Annotated in this window: 13 protein-coding genes and 4 pseudogenes; 4 read left to right on the top strand and 13 right to left on the bottom strand. The window is 58.6% G+C overall.

What is annotated here, in order from left to right; translation table 11 throughout:
* Nucleotides 1–431: 431 nt before the first annotated feature.
* From queE to queC, 3 genes are read right to left on the bottom strand one after another with little or no spacing between them, the layout of a single operon-like run.
* A complete protein-coding gene (queE, locus tag EJ066_RS12210) occupies nucleotides 432–1,157 on the bottom strand; it encodes a 7-carboxy-7-deazaguanine synthase QueE (RefSeq protein WP_029356533.1) in 726 nt (241 codons plus the stop codon).
* Nucleotides 1,158–1,162: 5 nt separating this feature from the next.
* The gene (gene queD, locus EJ066_RS12205) at nucleotides 1,163–1,519 is read right to left on the bottom strand and encodes a 6-carboxytetrahydropterin synthase QueD (protein ID WP_029356535.1); all 357 of its coding nucleotides are present in this window, start codon (nucleotides 1,517–1,519) and stop codon (nucleotides 1,163–1,165) included.
* The gene (gene queC / locus EJ066_RS12200) at nucleotides 1,519–2,217 is read right to left on the bottom strand and encodes a 7-cyano-7-deazaguanine synthase QueC (protein ID WP_029356538.1); all 699 of its coding nucleotides are present in this window, start codon (nucleotides 2,215–2,217) and stop codon (nucleotides 1,519–1,521) included. The genes queD and queC overlap by 1 nt, the downstream gene beginning before the upstream one ends.
* 570 nt (nucleotides 2,218–2,787) lie before the next feature.
* Here queC and EJ066_RS12195 point away from each other — a divergent pair.
* Nucleotides 2,788–3,091 (top strand): annotated as a pseudogene (locus tag EJ066_RS12195) (transposase); the annotation flags it as partial.
* Nucleotides 3,092–3,169: 78 nt separating this feature from the next.
* Here EJ066_RS12195 and EJ066_RS12190 read toward each other — a convergent pair.
* The 3 genes from EJ066_RS12190 to EJ066_RS12180 all read right to left on the bottom strand — a co-directional run bounded on the left by EJ066_RS12190 (nucleotide 3,170) and on the right by EJ066_RS12180 (nucleotide 6,267).
* Nucleotides 3,170–4,204: an LLM class flavin-dependent oxidoreductase gene (locus EJ066_RS12190; protein ID WP_029356540.1), complete on the bottom strand. Its 1,035-nt coding sequence runs from the start codon at nucleotides 4,202–4,204 to the stop codon at nucleotides 3,170–3,172.
* A 27-nt stretch (nucleotides 4,205–4,231) separates the two neighbouring features.
* Nucleotides 4,232–5,428: a histidinol-phosphate transaminase gene (hisC, locus tag EJ066_RS12185; RefSeq protein ID WP_126038032.1), complete on the bottom strand. Its 1,197-nt coding sequence runs from the start codon at nucleotides 5,426–5,428 to the stop codon at nucleotides 4,232–4,234.
* Nucleotides 5,429–6,000: 572 nt separating this feature from the next.
* Nucleotides 6,001–6,267 (bottom strand): asparagine synthase-related protein, encoded by a 267-nt coding sequence (locus EJ066_RS12180; RefSeq protein WP_029356549.1) that lies wholly within the window; start codon nucleotides 6,265–6,267, stop codon nucleotides 6,001–6,003.
* Nucleotides 6,268–7,781: 1,514 nt separating this feature from the next.
* Here EJ066_RS12180 and EJ066_RS12165 point away from each other — a divergent pair.
* Both EJ066_RS12165 and rpoN read left to right on the top strand, forming a co-directional pair.
* A pseudogene (locus EJ066_RS12165) lies at nucleotides 7,782–8,314 on the top strand (peroxiredoxin).
* Nucleotides 8,315–8,383: 69 nt separating this feature from the next.
* Nucleotides 8,384–9,817, top strand: coding sequence for an RNA polymerase factor sigma-54 (rpoN, locus tag EJ066_RS12160; RefSeq protein WP_029356556.1), 1,434 nt, complete (start codon nucleotides 8,384–8,386; stop codon nucleotides 9,815–9,817).
* On the opposite strand, the gene EJ066_RS12155 is transcribed toward rpoN, so the two are convergent.
* The 6 genes and pseudogenes from EJ066_RS12155 to EJ066_RS12135 all read right to left on the bottom strand — a co-directional run bounded on the left by EJ066_RS12155 (nucleotide 9,814) and on the right by EJ066_RS12135 (nucleotide 15,423).
* A complete protein-coding gene (locus EJ066_RS12155; protein ID WP_029356557.1) occupies nucleotides 9,814–10,440 on the bottom strand; it encodes a nitrogen fixation protein NifQ in 627 nt (208 codons plus the stop codon). The two genes, rpoN and EJ066_RS12155, sit on opposite strands and share 4 nt — an antisense overlap.
* Nucleotides 10,427–11,479, bottom strand: a complete 1,053-nt coding sequence (locus EJ066_RS12150; protein WP_029356559.1) for an LLM class flavin-dependent oxidoreductase — start codon at nucleotides 11,477–11,479, stop codon at nucleotides 10,427–10,429. The genes EJ066_RS12155 and EJ066_RS12150 overlap by 14 nt, the downstream gene beginning before the upstream one ends.
* Before the next feature lie 137 nt (nucleotides 11,480–11,616).
* A complete protein-coding gene (locus tag EJ066_RS12145; RefSeq protein WP_029356561.1) occupies nucleotides 11,617–13,218 on the bottom strand; it encodes an SDR family oxidoreductase in 1,602 nt (533 codons plus the stop codon).
* 148 nt (nucleotides 13,219–13,366) lie between these two features.
* Nucleotides 13,367–13,954 (bottom strand): nuclear transport factor 2 family protein, encoded by a 588-nt coding sequence (locus tag EJ066_RS12140; RefSeq protein WP_050580531.1) that lies wholly within the window; start codon nucleotides 13,952–13,954, stop codon nucleotides 13,367–13,369.
* A gap of 138 nt (nucleotides 13,955–14,092) precedes the next feature.
* Nucleotides 14,093–14,215, bottom strand: a pseudogene (locus EJ066_RS31845) (ferredoxin); the annotation flags it as partial.
* A gap of 29 nt (nucleotides 14,216–14,244) precedes the next feature.
* Nucleotides 14,245–15,423: a cytochrome P450 gene (locus EJ066_RS12135; RefSeq protein ID WP_029356565.1), complete on the bottom strand. Its 1,179-nt coding sequence runs from the start codon at nucleotides 15,421–15,423 to the stop codon at nucleotides 14,245–14,247.
* Nucleotides 15,424–16,907: 1,484 nt separating this feature from the next.
* Here EJ066_RS12135 and EJ066_RS12130 point away from each other — a divergent pair.
* Nucleotides 16,908–18,140 (top strand): MFS transporter, encoded by a 1,233-nt coding sequence (locus EJ066_RS12130; protein ID WP_029356567.1) that lies wholly within the window; start codon nucleotides 16,908–16,910, stop codon nucleotides 18,138–18,140.
* A gap of 264 nt (nucleotides 18,141–18,404) precedes the next feature.
* Here EJ066_RS12130 and EJ066_RS12125 read toward each other — a convergent pair.
* Nucleotides 18,405–19,436, bottom strand: a pseudogene (locus tag EJ066_RS12125) (hemin-degrading factor); the annotation flags it as partial.
* Nucleotides 19,437–19,861 lie beyond the last annotated feature (425 nt).

The raw sequence follows: 19,861 nt of genomic DNA, 5'->3' as shown, positions 1-19,861 counted from the left end.
GGAAATCGATCTTCTTTATGGAAGGCATTTAAGCAACGGATGCATTCCCATGCACATCGCCGTTCTGTTTAGCAGCTGCCGTTGACCGGCGGGCCAGCCCCTTTGGCGTTCTGGTGTCTGACAGTCGAGCGTCAGGCCGGACCATGAGATACATCGATAAGGGCTGGACAAGGATGGGAGGGATGACGTGCTTGCGACGGAGGAAACAGTCAAGCAGCTGGGGCGAGAAGGCCAGTTCTTGCGGATTTCAACTTTGCGTGACGACCGCTCATCGGAGTCAAGGTAACACACGCCGGCAGCGGGTGTCCGGGCGGTTTCCAGCCGCACAATGCGAGACCGCTGGCGCGAACAAAGCTCGGCTGTACTCGGCACGCTAAGAGAGCCTGCCAAGCCGTCGGAGCCCGGCCTTCCGGTGCGACGCAAGCCGCAGACTAGACCGCCCTCTTGTTACCCCAAAGCAGAACGTGCAGCTGCGGCAACACGCGGGCTTCGAACCACCTGTCGCTGGTCACCCTTTCGACAAGCCATTCCATTCGCATCATTATTCCGTCCAAGTCGACAGAGGTGTCTTCACTGCCAGGGCGCGGCGGCGTGTGATTGCCGGGTTGCAGATAGATCGGAAGGTGCGGATATCGCGCCGCGACTTCTTTGGCGTAGGCATAGTCACTCTCGTCGAAAACGACGAGCTTGAGCACGATTTGCGGCTTCTCTTGCGCCGCTTCGAGGCACGCCTCAAACGCAGCCCAACTGGTCGTCATTTCGCTGGACGGCGGCTTTGGGCTAAGGATCAGCACGTCAAGATCCGCAAACCACTCCCTCACCACGGAACCCTGCGTTTCCAGTGCAAAACGATAGCCCTCGCGATGGCCTCGTTCTATGAGGGGACCGAACGGCTGAATGGCCGGGTTGCCGCCTGACAAGGAGACCATAACCGGCCTGCCGCCGGAAAGCGCATGGACGGTTTGCCACACGGCATCGATCGGCATCGGTAGCCATTCATTGCGATACTGATTGTCCACCGCGTGAAGGCTGTCGCACCATGAACAGCGATAATCACATCCGCCGGTTCTGATGAACACCGTCGGCAAGCCGATGAGCACGCCCTCGCCCTGGATCGTCGGCCCAAATATCTCGCTCACACGGATTGCGGGATGCATGTCGGTCACGGACGGTATTCCGCCCAAGTTTTCGGTGTTTCGCTAACGCGCACGGCCGTGGTCTGCGGCAGACGTGCCTTGCACCATTCATAGAAATGTCTGGCCAGGCATTCCGCCGTGACTTTCTCATGTCCCAGCACGTCGTTGAGGTGCCGATGGTCGAAGCTCTCGTCAATATAGCGTTTGAGCGGCGCCAGATCGTGATAGTCGCGCACGAAGCCGCGGGCGTCCAGTTCCTTGGCCGATAGCTCCACTACGACGATATAGTTATGCCCGTGCAGGCGCGCACATTGATGGTTGGGGGGCAAGGAGGTGAGCTGATGCGAGGCCGAGAAGTGGAATTCCTTGCTGATGTGGAACATTACGCGCGCCTCCTGCGGAGTGCCTCGAGCCAGAAATCGGCGTCCTCGTAGTCGGTGGGATCAGCGTGCCCGGCGAGATGGAACGCTTCGCGCCGCTCGACGCAGGTCCCGCATCGCCCGCAGTGACGCACGCCGCCCTTGTAACAGGACCAGGTCTCGGCAAACGGGGTGCCGTATCTTGCGCCATCCGCCACAATGTCAGCTTTTCCGAGGTTCACGTACGGTGCATAGAGGCGTATCTGCGCATAGCCGTCGAGCGCGCGGTCTTGCATTGTCTGGAAAGCTTCGATGAAGGCCGGACGGCAATCTGGATAGATGAAATGATCCCCACCATGCACGGCCGCCGCCACCGCTTCTGCCTTATGCGTGGCGGCCAGCCCGAAGGCGATTGCAAACATGATGGCATTGCGGTTCGGCACCACCGTAATCTTCATAGTATCTTCGGCGTAATGGCCGTCCGGCACGTCGACACTGTCGGTGAGCGCTGAGCCGGAAAGGCCACGGCCAATTTCGCGGAGGTCGATGATCTGGTGCGGGACCTTCAGTCGCTCCGCGCAAAGAGCGGCGAAGCCCAATTCCTTCCTGTGCCGTTGGCCATAGTCGAAAGATAGAAGGCCGGTGAGTTCATGCTCCGCTGCCACCATGTGAGCAAGGGAAACGGAGTCCAATCCGCCAGAGCAGACGGCGAGAGTCTTCATCATTGGTATCCTTGTTTTGACCGGGTAAGGCTGCGACCGGAGATTTCTCTGCGCCCCCACTACTCCAGCAACGCAATTTTGTGAACCGGGAGAATTTGCGCTCAGCCCGATTGGAACGAGAATGGTTCGCGTCCAACACGCGTGATCAATAAGAGTTGAGCGCTTCAGCAGTTTGTTCGCGTCGCGCGCACTTTCGCAACCTGCTGTCGGATTCGTCGACTTCGAGACAAGGTGATGTTCGGCCGACATCGGCTGCCTCTCAATTAAGCCGTAGAAACACAGGTTGGCTTTCTGGCCTTCGCTTGCGCGGTTGGCACGACAATTGATGTTCTATTTGTGGGGCGGCACACCCCGCCGACCGAAAGTGGCAGTGAGCTCCTTGAGGCGCAGGTTGATGCGCTGGTTCCATTCGGCGATTTTTCGATCTGGAACCAGAAAGCGATGGCGGCATGGATGCCAGCAAATTTGACATTGGCGACATCCGCCTGGAGAACCCTGCGCGGCGAGCGCTGCCAGGCCGGCGTGCCACATGCCACTGGAAGACCAAGGCCTTCACCGACATTGTCGCGGGGCGACGTAGTCGTCATGGGCGACCTGCCCGCCCACAAGGCCGCCGGCGTGCGCGACGCGATTGAGGCCGCGGGCGCGAGCCTGCTCTACCTGCCGCCCTACAGTCCCGACTTCAATCCGATTGAGAACGCCTTCGCCAAACTTAAGGCGCTGCTGCGAGCAAAGCCGAGAGAACCATCAAGGCTCTATGAGACGCGTCGGCGCGGTCGTCGACCTCTTCACCCCAGCCGAATGTGCCAACTACTTCAAAGCCGCAGGATATGAACTGGATCAAACAGGACGTGCTCTAGTGGTTTACGCCTGACACAAGAGGTTCGGCCCCCACAACCGTTTCGGAATGAGGAGCAGCGCTGCCGCTGCTCCTCCAATCACGCAACGGATTTCACGATGCGCCAACTCGAGCCATGATTTCGGATCGAATGGTCGATGCGGTGTATAGGGACGCATCCAGCGGCAAATCCCCAAATGCCAGTTGACACAGAAGATAATTAGCACCTGCCTCTTCCAACTGATCAAGGAGAGCTTTTCGGACAGAAGCTGCCGTTCCCACGACGCACAATTCACTTTCAATTGCTGCATCGAAGTTCAGAGGCAAGTTTGGTGGAGTGGGAATGGCATTTAGTTCGTATAGAAATTTGAAGCTCTTGAGCCATCGTTCATAGGCAGGTGCTGCGAGCAAATACGCATCTGTTTCAGAACGCTCTATCACCACCATTCGGAGCAATCCAAGAAATGGCGCTTGGTGGCCAATGTCAGCATCGTGAATTCGGGCGGCGCGGAACGCGTCGGTAACGCTGCGAACAGAAGTGGAAGGTCCGACGCAGGCGATGTTTGCCCCATTCGCGGCGGCCCAGCTAGCCGGCTCGGGTCGATTGGTGGCGATCCATGTCGGCGGATGGGGATATTGGTGAGGTCTCAACGTCAGCGGAACGTCTTTCAACTCAAAGTGGCGGCCCTGATAAGAAAGCGTCCCGCCTTTCATCGCATTGATGAGAATCTCGCTGGCCTCCGCATACTGTTCTGGTGCTGCTTCTACAGCAACCCCGAAGTATCCCAATTCAGTCGGAGCAGAGCCGCGCCCTATGCCGAGTTCAAGCCTGCCGCCGCTCAACTGATCAAGCATGCAGATCTCCTCGAAGGCACGCAGCGGATGATAGAGCGCAAGTAGCATTACCATGGGACCAACACGAAGACTGCGGGTTCGCTGGGCGACGCTCGCTAAGAACAAATTCGGTGATGGACCTCTGCCATGCGGCGTACAGTGGTGCTCTGCGAGATGATACGCATAAAAGCCATAGCCATCGCACGCTTCTGCTAGGCTCAGCCGATCTGCATATTGTTGGGCGATGTCATCGCCGTTTTCGTCCAGATGATCGAAGATGCCGAAGGTCAGGCCCGAAGCGAAAATTTTCTTCAATTAATTATTCTCCAAATTACCTATGATTTATCCACTATTGGAAACATCATAACTCACAACACATCGACACTTATTACTTGATACATTTCCAAAGCAATGTGAATTGACTTCATGCTTGTGCATACCGCGATTCCTCTTAACGTTCATACAAACGTTTTTGGCGGCAGCAAGGAATTTGTCCATCTGCTCTGTGGTGCCAATGCTGACGCGAATGCAGTTCTTCAAATCTATGTCAGGAAAGCTGGCGATGAGGATCTTCTGCTCTTTCAACGCGGCTTGCCAGCATGAGCCCTCCTGTCCCGCCGGCACACGGGCCAGCAAAAAGTTTGCGTGGGAGGGTGTTACTGAAAAGCCAAGTTGCAACAGCGCCAGGGTCACTCGCTGTCGTTCATGCTTGATGTGCCTGTGGTTCTCTTCGTAGGCGTGGCGATGCGCAAGAATGCTTTTCCCGACCGCCTGCCCGATCACGTTCATGTTGAAGACATTCTGGATGTTGCGCAGCCTGCCAATGATTTCTGGGTGACCGAAACCGAAGCCGACTCGCACGCCAGCGGCAGCATAGCTCTTTGAAAAAGTCCTCAAGATCAAAAGATTCGGATGCCTATTGACGAGGCGCAGGGCATGGTCGGGTGCGAAGTCAACGTAGGCCTCATCCAAGACGATCAAGCGATCTGCTTGCTCCACAAGGCGTTCGATTTCGGCCACCGGCACGAATGTTCCGGTCGGATTGTTCGGATTAGCCAACAGAATGAACTTCGCGTCTTTTGCGGGGCCGGACAGCAGTTTTTCTATCGGCAGGGGATGAGCTTCGCTCGATGCGATTTCGAGAAACTCAGCACCCTGCAACATGGCAAGTTTACGGTTGAACGAAAATCCGGGCGACAGCATCGCCACTCTATCTCCTGGGGCGAGGAAAGCTCTGTAGATGAGTCCGAGCAGTTCCGACGAACCGTTGCCGGCAATCACCTGATCTTTGGAAAATCCGTAAGTGTCGGAGGCAGCTGCCCTTAAGCTGAGATTGTCGTCTTCCGGATAAAGATACTGGTGTTCGATCGCAGCAATTGCACTTTGCATTACGCTCTTCGGCAACGGAAACGGGTTCTCGTTCGTATTTAGCTTAACGCAATTTGCATCCGTCGCTGGTCCGTTGGACGAGAGAGCATCTAATTTGCTGGCCACCGGCGAAAAAAGCGAAAGCACGGTCTTCAGTTTTGCATCGCACATGTTCTTCTCCGTTTTTCAGTCCCGCAGGGCATGTGACATGAGGCAATCGTTGATCGTGACTTGATCGACGTTCGGCTGTGTCAGCGCTGCCTTCCCACCTTGGTGGGGATCGCCGACCACGGTTTGGATTTGACACCGGGAAGCTGTCGAGAACCTGATGACGACCCAACGTGTGGCCGACGGCCGATTCGGCGCAACAGACGGTGTTTCAACATCGCATCGTCGTCAAAGCCGCATGCAGGGCCAGCACGACAGCCCGCCTCCAGCGCCCGCAGAAATAGGTGGAAACCGAGGTCTTGCCGAACCTCAGTTGCTCTGCCACCTCGCCCACCGGACTGCCCTGTTTATGGGTCAGGCGCAGGGTATCTGACGCTCGTTCGTCTTGCTTGCTTCCGTCTTGGCATGGGCTCTCTCGGTTCGCTGATGAGAGAGCCAAATACCGGCTCATCTGAGCATGAGACGCGGGCCTGACGATATGGAGCGTCTCTGGTGGCGCGCGTAGCCAAGAGGGTTCGCCTCGCTGGCGGGGCATGCAAGACGGCGCACCTCCTTGGCCATCCTGTCCCATCGTCTCAGATCGTGAGGCGCACCTTATAGTCGGCGAGGAGATCTTGCAGGGTCAGGATACGCCCTAGCCCCTTAAGGTTGTTGGTCGCACCGAGCAAAGCGCGGGACCTGTCGACGGACAACAGCGGTGCCACTGCCGCACTAGGGTCGTCCAGCACCGCAGTGAACCGCGTACGTAGCATTTTGTCGTAGGCGGCATCCTGGATAGCCGGATACGGGCTCTTCACCCGCTGCACCACCGATTGCGGGATGATGTCGCGAGAAACATTCACGGATTTCGTGAAAAAAGTGTACCCGCCGAAGAGCCCCACCCGCGGGCGCGGTGCAGCGCCACCTCGGTGTCACTGCTCGTGTTCATGCGATGGCCTAGGCCGGCCAGCTGTTGACGCAGCTCGCGGTAGTTGTAAGTCTCACCCGTGTAGACGAGCACCAAGTCAGGTCGGCCATCCTCCTGGAGCATCATCGGGCTGACGGCCGCCATGGATATCGATGATTGCCAGGCGGTGGTGTCCCAGCGCCGCAGGCCCGCCGATCCAAGTCCCCTCGTCGTCCGGACCGCGGTTCGCCATGGTGGCCGTCATATCGGCAAGCTTCTTCGCGCGTCGGGACCTCCGAGGTCGCGATTGAAGTCGATCCATTCACAGATGCCGCACAGGTTTGGCTCCCTCCTGAGATAACTGTCGCCGCATTTGGGGCGAAGCAGATATTAGGCCAGTGGGAAACCATTCGAGGCAAAGTGACGGATCTAGCCCAGCTACGATCCGCATCCGACATTGTCGGACATCGGACAGCACCGCGATTCGCTGCATAGGAAGGCTGGAGTCGCGATTTCCCTAGGGGAATCAGCGCATGAAAGGAGAGCTGGGTCGTGTCGGCCGAAATGAGAAATTGCTCCCCTTATTGCCTCACCGAGGAATGTTACCCAGCGCGATAGACCGGCATGCCCTATCTCCCCCCGTTGCAGCTGAGGGAGATAGGGGCCAGCTCTTCATCCAACCGCCATGGAGGATGATCAGCCCAGCCATTTCCATGCGCCAGGCCTTCACAAGCCGTGCACCATTCAGGTTCTTTTCCTTGAAGCGCGACGATCCTTGTCAGACGTCGCAACACTTGCTGCCGAGAGCACGAGCTCTTCCTCGAGCATGCCTTGATCTGCGGCTCGAACGGCTCGCACATGCTGGGTCTCAACGACTTCGCAGAGGTTGATATTCTGCAGTGACTTTCGTCTCGCTGCTGCACGGCATTGACGCTGGGAGCCATGCTCGCGTGGCGCAATTGTGCTGAAGAACGGTGCCCACGGCAACGTTTCTTAAACCCGCCCCAGGTCCTGGCGTTTGGCTAATTTCCGACATTCGTGTCCGGCTTCGGACAAAGGCCGGGTTTGCCGAACGGAGTCCCACCCAATTTCCAGTGCTGCTTGAGCAATAATATCGACCGGCATTACTGCACAACACGAAAGTTGCTGCAAAAACCGAAGTGAACCCAAGGCATGGGGTCAATTGGCATGGCGCTTGCGACCCGGTCGCTAGAACGCAGTCAAAACCACGGTTGGAGACCATGCCTACCTCTCAAAGCTCGATAAAGCACGCGAGCAAACATTCCCCGTCCCCGCGGAAAACTGGAAGCTCGTCGCCGTTAAACGTCCCTGCTCGGGGGCGGTCTTGCACAAGACTGGTCCGAGGCAACCACGCCAGGGCGAAAGGCTGCCGGAACTGTCCACCGAAGTCGATGCCGCTTCAGTTTAACCGAAAAATGCACCGTACCACTTTGGCCTGGGAGCAAATCAATGACCGATAGAAAGAACGTTCCTCTCGTGACCTTTCGCACGCGTGTTCGCGATGAGTCGATCGGGGGCCAAATCCTTATCGGTGGGAGAACAAGACCTCCGACGATTATTTCGGGGGCAAGCGCGTTATCCTGTTCTCGCTGCCTGGCGCCTTCACCCCGACCTGCTCGACCTTCCAACTGCCCGATTTCGAAAAACTCTATGATCAATTTCTGGAACTGCGAATTGACGCGATCTACTGCGTCTCAGTCAACGATGCTTTCGTCATGAATGCGTGGGGAAAGTCCTTGGGGCTGCAGAAGATCGAGCTGATCCCAGACGGGTCGGGCGAGTTCACGCGCAAGATGGGCATGCTGGTCGCGAAGGACAATCTGGGCTTTGGCATGCGCTCCTGGCGATACGCCGCTCTGATCGACGATGGCGTGGTGGAGCAGTGGTTCGAGGAGGAAGGCTTCTGTGACAACTGCGAGACGGACCCCTATGGCGTTTCATCCCCGCAAAACGTTCTCGACAAACTGAAGGCGGCGGCATGACCCAGAAGTGGCAAGTCTCACACAACCCCAGCACACACTAGAGCCTCCTCGGCAGATTACCGGTTCAACATGCATCTCTCAGCAAGCCTGCTTCAACGCCAGAAGCAACGTATGGTCTTATCGCCTCAAGCCATTGAAGCTATTCGCTTGCTGCGATTGACGCATACTGAACTCCATCAGCTCGTGCAGCAGGCACTCGAGAAGAACCCCGTTTTGAAGCCTGACCCGTTTGACGACGATTCGCCGCTGTCAGGGGTGGATCAGCGGAGCAGTCAAAGCAGAAGCGAAATCGGCGAATCGCCCATTGGCGGGCCGTCTGGCGGGCGCGGGCAATGGAAGTCGCAACGCAGTAGCGGCAACGATCGACCTGCCGTCGAGGAGTTTACCGCCCACACCGAAACATTGCACGACCATGTCGCCCGCCAGGTCGCCCTCACCCCGTTCACCCCCCAGGAGCGGCTGATTGCCGGACAGCTCGCCGCCCATCTGGAGGACACTGGCTATCTTCAGGTAAACCTTTTCGATCTGGCCAGGAGGTTAAACGTTCGGCAAGCTGATGTGGAACGGGTCATCGGAATCTTGCAGCAATTTGATCCGCCGGGCATTTTTGCGCGAACTCTCAGCGAATGCCTGGAGATTCAGCTGCGCCAGCAAGACCGGTTCGACCCGGCTATGGCAGCTTTGGTCGCCAATCTCGAGATGCTTGCACGGGGGGATTTTCAGGGATTGAAGCAGCGTTGCGGAGTCGACGAGGAGGATCTCCTCGACATGAGGAACGAAATCCGCGCGCTCGATCCCAAGCCTGGAGACCGGTTCCAGTCCGGGACGCCGGAAACCATCGTACCGGACGTCTGGGTAATGCCCAAGTCCGAAGGTGGATGGCGGGTGGAGCTTGATCCGGCCACGCTGCCCAAAGTGTTGATCAACCACACCTATGTCGCCGAAATCTCGCAGCAGACCAAGCAAAATCCGGAAGGCAAAGCGTTTCTCGACCATTGCCAGGAAAAAGGGAACTGGCTGATCAGCAGTCTCAAGCAGCGCGCTAAGACGATCCTTAAGGTTGCGACCGAAATCGTGCGCCAGCAGGATGCCTTTTTTACACACGGCGCCGCCCATCTGCGGCCTCTCTGTCTCAAAAATGTCGCTGACGAGATCGGCATGCACGAGTCGACGGTAAGCCGGGTGACTTCGAACAGGTACATGTTGACTCCGCGCGGGGTGTTCGAGCTGAAGTATTTTTTCGCTGCGCCAATCGCATCCTGCGAGGGCGGCGACGCGCACTCCGCCAAAGCTGTCCGCCATCGGATCAAGGCAATCATAGCCGAAGAATCGCTCGACAAGGTACATTCCGACGAAGACATCGTTGCTCAACTCAAGGAGACCGGCATCGATGTCGCTCGCCGTACCGTCACCAAATATCGCGAGGCGATGAACATCCCTTCCTCCATACGACGGCGCCGCGATAAGCGTTTGTCCGCAGCTGCGATCAAGCGAAGTGACTAACCGGCATTCCTGGTCGGCGAGAGGCGACTCTCAACTTCCTCCGGGCCGAAGCAGCTTTCGAAGTCCTGGCATTCCCGACAACTGGGTGCAGTGCATGACGAAAAGCCTTCGGCCTCACACAGCTTGCGGTAAAAGTACTTTTTCCATTTCATGTTTTCTGTGTTGCCTGCCGCCAGCGCGGGAAAATGTCTGGCAAGCAGGCGGCTGAGCTCAGCGCGATTTGAGAGGCCAAGATCCCGCCAAAGATGGTCCGTGCGCATCGCACGCCGGGCGATGATCTTGGCCAAGCGGCCGCTCGCCGGGTCGGCCGGCGCAGCATGCGCTAGCAGCAGCCGGCGTAGCAGCTCCTCTTCCAGTTCCGGCTCGGGCTCGCTCAACTCCTCCAAAGCGAATACGCTGCTGGAGGTAGACGGGAAAGTTGCGGCCAAGACATCACGCAATTCGACAGACGAAAGGCCTGTCCCCTCCGTCGCCAACACCTCGCCCGCCTGGACCTCCTCAAGCGAACGTGAATGTACGCAGGGCAGCACATGCTGATCGAAGCTCCTCCCTAGCTCGGACCCACGCCATTGCGCGCTGGATAGGCAGCCATCATCGTAACGGCCGGCTTCAGCTTCCGGCATGACAAAGCGCCTTGTTGACCGCAGGGATGATCTTGTCGCCCCAGAGCTCGATCTGGCGCAGCATCGTCTTTTGGTCGAAGTCGCCCAATTGAGTCTGAACTGCGATCTGGTCCGGTTTCAAGATATCGATCTCTTCCAGCAGGCGATCAATCACGCGATTTACGCTGCCAATCGGCAAATTTTTGCGCATGGTCTCGAAGGACAGATCCTGCTGGGTCGGTGTCTCCTGCAGCAGGTAGCCATCGTGGCTCTGTTGGCGGCGCTGATGCAGGGCTTCAGAAAGCCGGCGCTGGAAGCGGGCGTTGTCGAGATAGCTGTTGATCTCCAACTCGTCGTGGCTGGCATAGCAGCAGCGCAGCAGCGATATCTTGACGTCGGTGACGTTCTTTTCCTCGGATGCCGCCGCCCTCTCGACTGATTCACGCAGTGTGGTCAAAGTCTCTAAGCCGTCGTGGAAGGCTGTGACAAAAAAATTGTGCCCGTCGCGGTAGGCCCGAGCCATCCGTGCGGCTCCGCCAGCGATCCAGATAGGCGGCGTCGGCTGCTGGACTGTGCGGACCGAAATCGCTGTTGGGGGGATCTTCTCATACTGGCCGTCGTGTTCGAAGACGTTTTGGTTGAGGCCCTTGAGAATGATGTCCAGGTATTCCGAAAAGACGGCCGGCGCCTCATTGATGTCCACGCCGAACCGTTCGAACTCGAACTGCTGGTATCCCAAGCCTACGCCGAGCTCGAGACGGCCGTTCGCAACGATGTCGGCGAAGCCGATCTCGGACAGCAGGCGCTGCGGTTGGTAAAGCGGCAGCACGCAGACGGCAGTGCCCAGGCGAATCGTGCTTGTCAAGCCGGCGCAGTGCGCCACCATCATCAGCGGGGATGGTATGAGGCTGTAATTGTTGAAGTGGTGCTCAGCAAACCACGCGGTGTTGAACCCAGCCTGCTCCGAAGCGACGGCCTGTTCGATGGAGTTGCGGATGACGCTTTCTGAGGATTGGTGATAGCCACGCTGGGCGGCCAGAATGAACGTGGCAAATTCCATGATTTCTCCTCGTTATAGACACGTCAGCCGACCGGGAATGTGCTCGGCATGCACATGCTTGGATCTCAAGCACCTCGGGTGCGTCGTGGAGCCGAGGCTTCATAATGCTCGGCCGGTCGCCTGCGAAGGCCTGGCAATTAACCTGCGGCCTCCGCAAAACATTCGTCATAGAGTTCGCTGGCGTTTCCCGCATCACCGAACGAGGTCCAGCCGCCGTCCACGTAGAGGATCGAGCCGTTGATGTATGAGGCGTCAGACGAAGCAAGGAAGAACGATGCATCTGCGACGTCTTCTGGCCGTCCCATCCTGCCCATGGGGATGCGTCGTCCGATTGCTGCCAGGTCGATGCGGCCGGCTTTGGCCAACTGAGCAAGTGCGGGCGTGCGGATGTGGCCAGGAGCGACGGTGGCTGTCCGAATTCCGACCGGCCCGAGTTCGGCCGCCATGCAACGGGTCAGCATATCCATCCCCGCCTTGGAGGCGCCGTAGGCATGGCGCGGCGCGAACGGCAGAAAGCTGTCGATCGACCCGAGATTGAGGATCACGCCGCCCGGGCGCATAGCCTTGATCGCTTCGCGCGCGCAGGTGAAGGCGCCGGTAAGGTTGACATCCAGGACGTGTTCGAGCTGTTTCGACAGTTGCTCGATCGCAGGCACAATCCTGTCGGCGGTATCAGCACTATTGACCAGAACATCGATATACCCGAAGCGTCCCCTCAGTTCTTCGAACATCGACACCACATCGCTCTCGACGGCCACGTCCAGCGATTTCGCCAGATGCTTGCCGGGGAGCGATGTAGCCAGCTCTGCCGCTGCAGTGCCATCTTTATCAGCAATCACGACGGTGTCGCCGTTCGCGGCAAAGCGGCGAGCGACGGCCGCGCCAATGCTTTTTGCGCCACCGGTGACGAGCACGATTCGCGCATCTGTGCATTCGGCCGGACAGGAGAGCTCGGCTTGGAGCGCACCATCCACCGGCGGGTGAGCATCCCCCGGCTGGTTGAATGACATCCAGCCTCCGTCGACTGCCAGCACCGAGCCGGTGATGTAGCGCGCCTGCGTGCTGCTCAGAAAACGCACGACCCTGGCGATCTCGTCGGGGCGAGCCAAGCGCCCCATCGGCACGCGGCGGCGTATCGCCGCGAGGTCCATTTTGCCAGCGCGTGCCAGTTCTGTGACCATTGGGGTGCGGACGGAGCCCGGCGCCACCGCCGTGACGCGGATTCCTCGCATAGCCCACTCGCATGCAAGGGACTTTGTCAACGAGATCACGCCAGCTTTCGAGGCTGCGTAGGCGTTGCGCCTGGGATTGCCGACCACGCCCGCCATCGAAGCCACATTGACGATCGCACCGCCCGGCTTCATGCGCCGCGCCGCTTCCCGGGCCATAACGAATGGCCCAATAAGGTTCACTGTCACGCCGCGTCGGAAGGTATCGACAGCGGTGTCGATGATCCTATCCATCGTGGGTCCAACCGCCGCATTGTTGATGAGGACATCGATTTGCGCGAACCGTGCTTCGACCTGGCCGAAAAGTGAGAGCATGTCCTTCTCTCGCGACACATCGCACTCCAGACCGACGTGCGGCGACCCGAGATCCCGAGCCAGTTCAACCACACCACTGCCCGGAAGGTCCACCGCAACTACAGTGTCTCCGTCCGCGGCAAGGATATCGACCAGGGCACGGCCGATCCCGCCCGCAGCGCCTGTGATGATTACGGTGCGTGCTGCCAGTTTCACGAGAGCTTCTCCACGATGACCGCTTGTGATCTCAGCCCATCAACCTTGGGCGGAATGAAGGGCCGAGCCAAATCGTTGCAGTGACCGCCAGTTGCGGCCCCACACAGATGTCGTTCCCGTAGGGCGCTCATCCTCCATTTCTACCCACTTATGCAGCTCCCAGTTGGGGACCCTCGACGCCATCTTGGTCGGTGGGGATGTGACCCTTGAGCAACTGGTAGATGGGATCGTCTGGATGTGGTGCTCCAATCGGCTGTCGCCGGCCGAACCTATCTGCCTCAAGAATCGCTGGCGGGATTTGCTCCTCAACCCAATCGTAGACGACTGTCCGTTCCGCAATTCGCCACTCGTCCTGCCTCTTCTGAAACAGATCGCAGTAACGGCCGCAAAGCAGCGTCTGACGTATTTCTTGGTCTGTATCCGGTCCGCGTTGCAGCGCGGTGAAATAGCTCTCGACCGCGGCCTCTGCTGAACTGATGAAGTCGATCAGGCTGTTCGTGATTTGATGGATATTACGGTGCCCCGGCAGACCGAGAGCAAATTGGATGAAGTCCTCTGCCGGTCCGCAATAGGGACCGTGCCTGTCATACGCTTCGGGCCAGTATGCGCTACGCAGCGCCGCCTCATCGGCGCGGTCTATCCCGCGGCAGTACCGATACAGGCAGTTGCGGATCGCCTCTCGGTCACGCAGTTCGGTAATTTTCGCGTGGTCGACAGGGTCTGTCGCGAATTGTATGATTGTTTTATCCTTCCCGATGCCAGTCTGCACTTTGCGTGTGTCTCTCTCTACAACTGAGTTAGCGGGGGGCTCGTCAACTTCCAGAGCTTGTTCGGGGCAGGCTCGTACCCCTTTTGAGGCAAGCAGTTGCTCCCCATCGGCAACATCAATATCACCGGGCAAGATGTAGCCGGCGTCATCAAGCTTGAAGACTCTCGGCGCCCGCGCCCAGCAGCGCGCATGACCCTGGCATCTGGCTTTATGTACGACGACACGCATAGCGAACTCCAATGTCGTTGGCTGAAACTTCAGGACCAGTCCAGGATCAGATTCTCGATCCCGAACACATGGCCGCCGAAGGTGATAGGTTCAGTCCCTGTCTTGATCCGAAAGGCTGGGATGCGCGCCAGCCACTCCTCCAGGCCAATGACAATCTCCCGCCGGGCAAGGTGTGAGCCAAGACAACGATGGGGACCATAGCCAAAGGCAGCGTGCCGGTTGTCCTCGCGCGCCAGATCGATCTCATTCGGGCATTCGAATTCCGCCGGGTCACGATTGGCAATCATCGTGGCACAGGAAACATAGTCTCCCTTGCGGATCGGCGCGCCTTTGAAGTCGACATCCTTCGTTGCCACTCGGATCATCTGAATGGTCGAATAGGCGCGCAGCAATTCTTCCGCAGCGACGGCAGTCCGGTCCGGTTCGCTTCGTAGCAATTCCTGATCTTTGGGGTTGCGCGCGAGATGGGCCAAGTCGAAGCATATGGCTGCTGAGACCGTGTCGAGCCCCGCGACAAACACAAGCACGCCGATGCCACGGACTTCTTCGTCACTGAGCAGACGGCCCTCGACCTTTGCCTTCACGATGAAGGTCATGAAATCATCGACCGGCTCCTTGCGGCGCTCGGTGGCAAGTTCGTCGATGAAGGCCACGATCGTCCGGGCTGCGGGTGGTCGTTGCTCCTTATCGCCGTGGAGCAGATCTCTAGCCCAGCCGACAAATGTTTCTAGTCCGTCGTCCGAAAGCCCAATAAAGCGAAGGAAGATATTGACCGCGAACGGAACTGCAAAATCCTTCATGATGTCGCAGCTCGTGCCTGATGCGGCGATCCTGTCGATCAGCTTGATCGCTCGTTCCCGGACAGCCGGCTCCAATGCCATTACCCGCTTTGGCGAAAGCAGCGGATTGAGCAGTGAGCGAAAAACACCGTGGAATGGCGGATCGAGCTCAAGCGGGATCATCGGCCAGCTCTCGCCGAGCACAGAGGCGAAGATGCTGCGATGGCTGGAAAACGTTTCGGTGTCCTGCAGCACCCGGCGCTGGTCGCTCGCGCGAGTGATGACCCAGGTACCCCGACCGTCGCGCGTGTTGCTGGTTGAATAAAAGATCGGAGGCCCGGCATGAATGCAAGCAACCGCTGCATGCGGATCCCCGTTAGCGGTCGGCAACATGCCGGGCGACGTAAACAGGTTGAAGTCCCTCACCATTTCGGGCGGGACATGATCTGGAACCGGCCGCGATTTAACCGCGCCAGAATCGAGAGACCGTTCATGAGATGCTGTCGGCATTTGCATGCAATCGTTGGTGCAAGCTCCGTGCCGAATTCGTCTTTCGATAATCCTTGCTGTTTGCTGGGCAGCAGGTGGCGCCTGCGCTGACTTGCTGGTCGGGATTGCAACATTCTTGTCCAGCGTCGGACACAGAATGTAGAAAGCTAGACACCGACTTGGAGCAACTCAACTGGTGGGATCGCTAGCCGATCATGTGCCCGGGGAGCATCCAGTTCGAAAGCTTGCGCTAAGCGGCTTGGTGACTTGGCCGAGGTCACCCAGGTGGAAATGACCAACACTTGGGGTGAGCCTAGTGGCGCTCCCCTCGATGATGTCTGGCGGGGTGGTTAGCCGCCTCCGTGGGACAAGATCAGTCTACACGAATGGACTATAGCCTCTCCTCGCCTGCCTCATTGGCCGTCCTTCAGAGCCGGCCACACGAGCTTTTGTCTTTCAGCAGGGCGTTTTTCTCGCCAGCTACAGAGCCACACCGACGCCATGAGCGTCCAGTCGACGGGTTGGATGGCCCTGTCCATCTTGCCCAGCACCTTGGCTTCGCATTTGCCGGTGCGGCGGAAGCCTTCAAGACGCAGTTCTTGACCTTCTCCAGATCAGCCTCGGACGGATATCGGCAAGGGTTCAGCTCGTCCTTTTGAACTTGCGCATCTTCGTGTTGGCCAACCCCAGGCCGCCCGACATATTTGCGGTCTATCCGGCACCTCAACTTCGAACAACCTTGCGGCAAGCTCTTGGGATAGCCCACGCTCGTGCCTCCACCACCCGCTCAGCAGAGCCAGATTTGTCGTTGATGGCACGGAACTTGCGCAGTCATTCGCAGATGCGTCACGGACCGAGAGTGTCGTCCCATGAATTCGATCACCAAAAAGGCCGCCCGACGTTGCTGGGACCGCCTGCAATCACCTTATCCCAAAATTGGGAGCAACGGCTTCAAAAGGGATAACTCATCACCTCAATTTTGTCGATCGCGCGGCCATCGAACCGCAGCCATCGATCAGACTTCCGCCTCGTTGCACTCATTGCGACCGCCTTGGTGCTTGCGACAACCGCTCAATTCTGGCTGCCAGGATAACCACATATGGCGACGGAACTTCCTGCTTCAAAGCAATATAGAGATCGTCGATCATCCCCCAATCAAGGCCTCGATCGAGGACACCGCGTTCGGCTTGCTTGGTTCGCAGTGAACAGGCCGCACTTCGACGAATGCGATCGATGCGACCGCGCCGAGAACTCTCCCGCATTGTCGACGGTTGGGTCCGTCGGCCCTCCGATGAGGCCTCGGATGCGTCGGGCGCCGAGGCCTCGACTGATGCCGACTGGCCGCCGCCGGAAGGTCTCGCGGCTTTGATCCCCGGCGATGTAGCCACCCCTGCTGCAACAGCTCCTAGCCGGAGAACTCATTCATGACCGAATCGGCGACAGATTTAGTGGACGCGGCTTTGTTCGACCGAGATCGGCTTGACCCAGAAAGTCCCTATCAACGTTCTGGCCCTGCATGGGGTGCCATCATTTCGCTTTCCTTCGGCACCTTCGGGCTTGTGACGGCAGAGTTTCTGCCCGCCAGCGTTCTGACACCGCTCGCGCATGATCTCCGTATCACCACGGGCACGGCTGGACAGGCGCTAACAGCGACCGCAATCGTCGCGGCGATCTCGGCACCGATAATCGCCATCGTGACAAAGCGTCTGGACCGCAGGGTCGTCATCTGGGCGATGACGCTGCTGCTGATCCTGTCGAACGTTCTGGCGGAGGTTGCGGGGTCGCTGCCGGTTTTGCTGGCGGCACGCGTCGTCCTTGGCATATCGCTTGGTGGTTTTTGGTCAATTTCGGCAGCGTTGGCGATGCGGCTGGTTCCAAGTCACCTCATGCCGCGCGCCATGTCGATCATCCTCACCGGCGTTTCTGTCGCCTCCGTCTGCGCGGCTCCAATCGGCGCTTATGTCGGTGACATTTGGGGATGGCGAGCCTCGTTCAAGGTCGCCGCAATCGTGAGTGCCGTTGCGCTGCTCGTGCAACTCGTAACCATTCCGCCACTGCCTCCGATCGAAGTGCGCAGATTCCGCAGTCCGCTGGATGTCGCGAAGAATCCGGCGATGAAGGTTGCGGTGCTAGTCGTGCTATTGGTCGCTTCCGGCCATTTTGCCAGCTTCGCCTACATCCGCGCCTTTCTTGAGAGCGTTCCTGCGCTCGACAAGAAGTCGATCCCGCTCGTGTTCCTTGCTTTTGGCACGGCCGGCGTCTTCGGCAATTTAGCCGGCGCATTCCTCACCAAACACAGTCTCAAGGCGGTCGCGGCCCTGCCGCCCCTGCTCATTGCCGTAGCCGCTGTCTCGCTCCTGACGATGGGAGCATCGGCCTTGATCTCGGCAATTGCAGTTACCGTATGGGGCTTTGCTTTTGGCGCAGTCCCGGTCGGATTGCAGACCTGGATGGTGCTGCGCGTCGCTCCGGAACAGGCCGAGAGCGCTGGTGTACTGATGGTCATAGCCTTCCAAGTGCCCATCGCAGCCGGCACAGCTTTCGGTGGCCTATTGGTGGATCACACGGGTATTGCCAGTGTCTTTGTCTACAGCGCGGTTGCTACGTTCCTCGCTGTCTTGACAGTATTTTTGCTCGGCCCGAACCGCAAAACCTGACCGCCTGGTGGGGAGTGACGACGGTCGGCGGCGTTCACGCTATTGTCACCTCTGAGCTCGGCCCAAAGGCCGCGGCTTCGTCGTAACCATGCGGTCGATGGGGCAGCGCCAAATTGCTTCCTGCTCATCGCGTTGCGATAATACAGCGCGCTTATTGCGTCATCGTGTCCCCGATCTCGGCTTCAATGCCCGGCTACTGGCTGCGGAGGCAGATGGGCGCCGGCGTCCCACCGACGACGATCGGTCTTTTCTCATGTAGCTGTCGGGGAAACGAGGCAGGTTTTCCGCCAGAACCCGCCAGTCGTCGCGCTCGCGTTCGCCTTCCTTGCGCGCACCGAACAACTGGATGATAATCTTGCCGTCGGACCCATATGCTTCGAGCGAGGTGACGTGACTGTCATTGGTCGGCTTGCGCACGGCCCAAACCTCACGGATTTGGTGGGTCCTGAGATGCAGCCGGAACGTTTCGTCCAGCACATAGATGCACGGCCCGATCTGCTTGACCGACTTGATTAAGCCGGAATGGGTCTGGATAGAACCTCGGTTGCCGACGAAGCACATGATCGGCAATTCGTCTTCGGCCGCACGCTGGAGCACGGCGCCAACTGCGGCATTGTCGAGCAGCCAAGCGTAATCCTGGCCGACCATGCGCAAAGCCTGGCAGCGGCTGAGCTTGAGCGTCTTTAGAAGGTTGACGTCAGTCAGCCGGCTCCAGTGCTCGCGTAGGTCGTCCACCGTGCCGGCCCAGTCCGCAGTCCTCGCGCCCAGGTCGGCTACTCTCGCCTTAAGCGACATGGTCGGCTCCTGGTTGGCGGATACGAGCTCGGCCACCAGCTTTCGATAGGCATGAAGGTTGGAGACCGGCCTGAGATGCACCTTATGCACTGCTGCGCCGGTGGCGTCGAAGAATTGCAAACTGCGCTGGATTCCGCCGCGATGGCGCCTTTCAACAGCGAAACCATACCTCCAAGCCTGCGGGAAGACGCGAAGGTCGAATTCGTCACCAAGGACCATGGCGTGATTGTTGCCGGTTATCACTCTGTTGAAGACGCCAATCTTTTCGTGCACGGCACCTTGATTGCGGGTCAGCGCCGTCACTTCGCCCACGAATTCGAGGCCCGTCAGAAGGTGATTGACGCGCGGGTCGATGCGTGCCGCGCCGAAACCGCAATGGGCCGCGACCAGTTCCGCTTCCGAAATGGCCAATTGGGCGGCGAAATCACGCGCGGGAATGTTCGGACAGACTTCCCACGCACGCCGGATTTCGTTGGGCGACCGCTTCTTGCGCTGATCCATGTTTTTACCCCCGCCCCGTTCTTCTTTTGACGATCGATCGAAAAACGGGCCTCAGGGGTGTGCACGGCGGACGCGATCGATCGTCAGGCACATGCCAGTCGAATCCTGTCTCCGGGCGGTCAGCGGCCAATCGCCGGTAGAGAGCGATTGTTGGGTGGTCGGCGCCAATCGGCCGATCGAGCATTCGGGTACCACCGGCGGTGCTGCTTTCCCACTCAAGGCGGGTCTGATGGATCATATTGCTTTCCTTCGTTCTTCGATTGCGAGGGCAACCCAAAGGTGAATCGGCCGGCAATTTTGCCGCCGCAACGAAGGCTTCACAAAAATCGTGCCAGTTGCTCCGCGGCAAGCTCTGAACATCTTTGGCTCTGTTCATTGCTTTACGCGTGAGTGCATCGCGAACTCAGGCGCCCTTCCTGTGACGC

It is taken from the genome of Mesorhizobium sp. M9A.F.Ca.ET.002.03.1.2, assembly GCF_003952365.1.
GTDB lineage: Bacteria > Pseudomonadota > Alphaproteobacteria > Rhizobiales > Rhizobiaceae > Mesorhizobium.
Note: the sequence above shows the minus strand (reverse complement) of the source record. Positions and strands in the feature narration are given on the sequence as shown.

Bases quoted from the DNA above. Each gene is read 5' to 3' on its own strand.
- queD (WP_029356535.1), bottom strand. From the start codon at position 1,519: ATGTTCCACATCAGCAAGGAATTCCACTTCTCGGCCTCGCATCAGCTC.
- EJ066_RS12135 (WP_029356565.1), bottom strand. From the start codon at position 15,423: ATGGTGAGGGACTTCAACCTGTTTACGTCGCCCGGCATGTTGCCGACC.
- queC (WP_029356538.1), bottom strand. From the start codon at position 2,217: ATGAAGACTCTCGCCGTCTGCTCTGGCGGATTGGACTCCGTTTCCCTT.
- rpoN (WP_029356556.1), top strand. From the start codon at position 8,384: ATGCATCTCTCAGCAAGCCTGCTTCAACGCCAGAAGCAACGTATGGTC.
- hisC (WP_126038032.1), bottom strand. From the start codon at position 5,428: ATGTGCGATGCAAAACTGAAGACCGTGCTTTCGCTTTTTTCGCCGGTG.
- EJ066_RS12155 (WP_029356557.1), bottom strand. From the start codon at position 10,440: ATGCCGGAAGCTGAAGCCGGCCGTTACGATGATGGCTGCCTATCCAGC.
- EJ066_RS12150 (WP_029356559.1), bottom strand. From the start codon at position 11,479: ATGGAATTTGCCACGTTCATTCTGGCCGCCCAGCGTGGCTATCACCAA.
- EJ066_RS12130 (WP_029356567.1), top strand. From the start codon at position 16,908: ATGACCGAATCGGCGACAGATTTAGTGGACGCGGCTTTGTTCGACCGA.
- queE (WP_029356533.1), bottom strand. From the start codon at position 1,157: ATGCATCCCGCAATCCGTGTGAGCGAGATATTTGGGCCGACGATCCAG.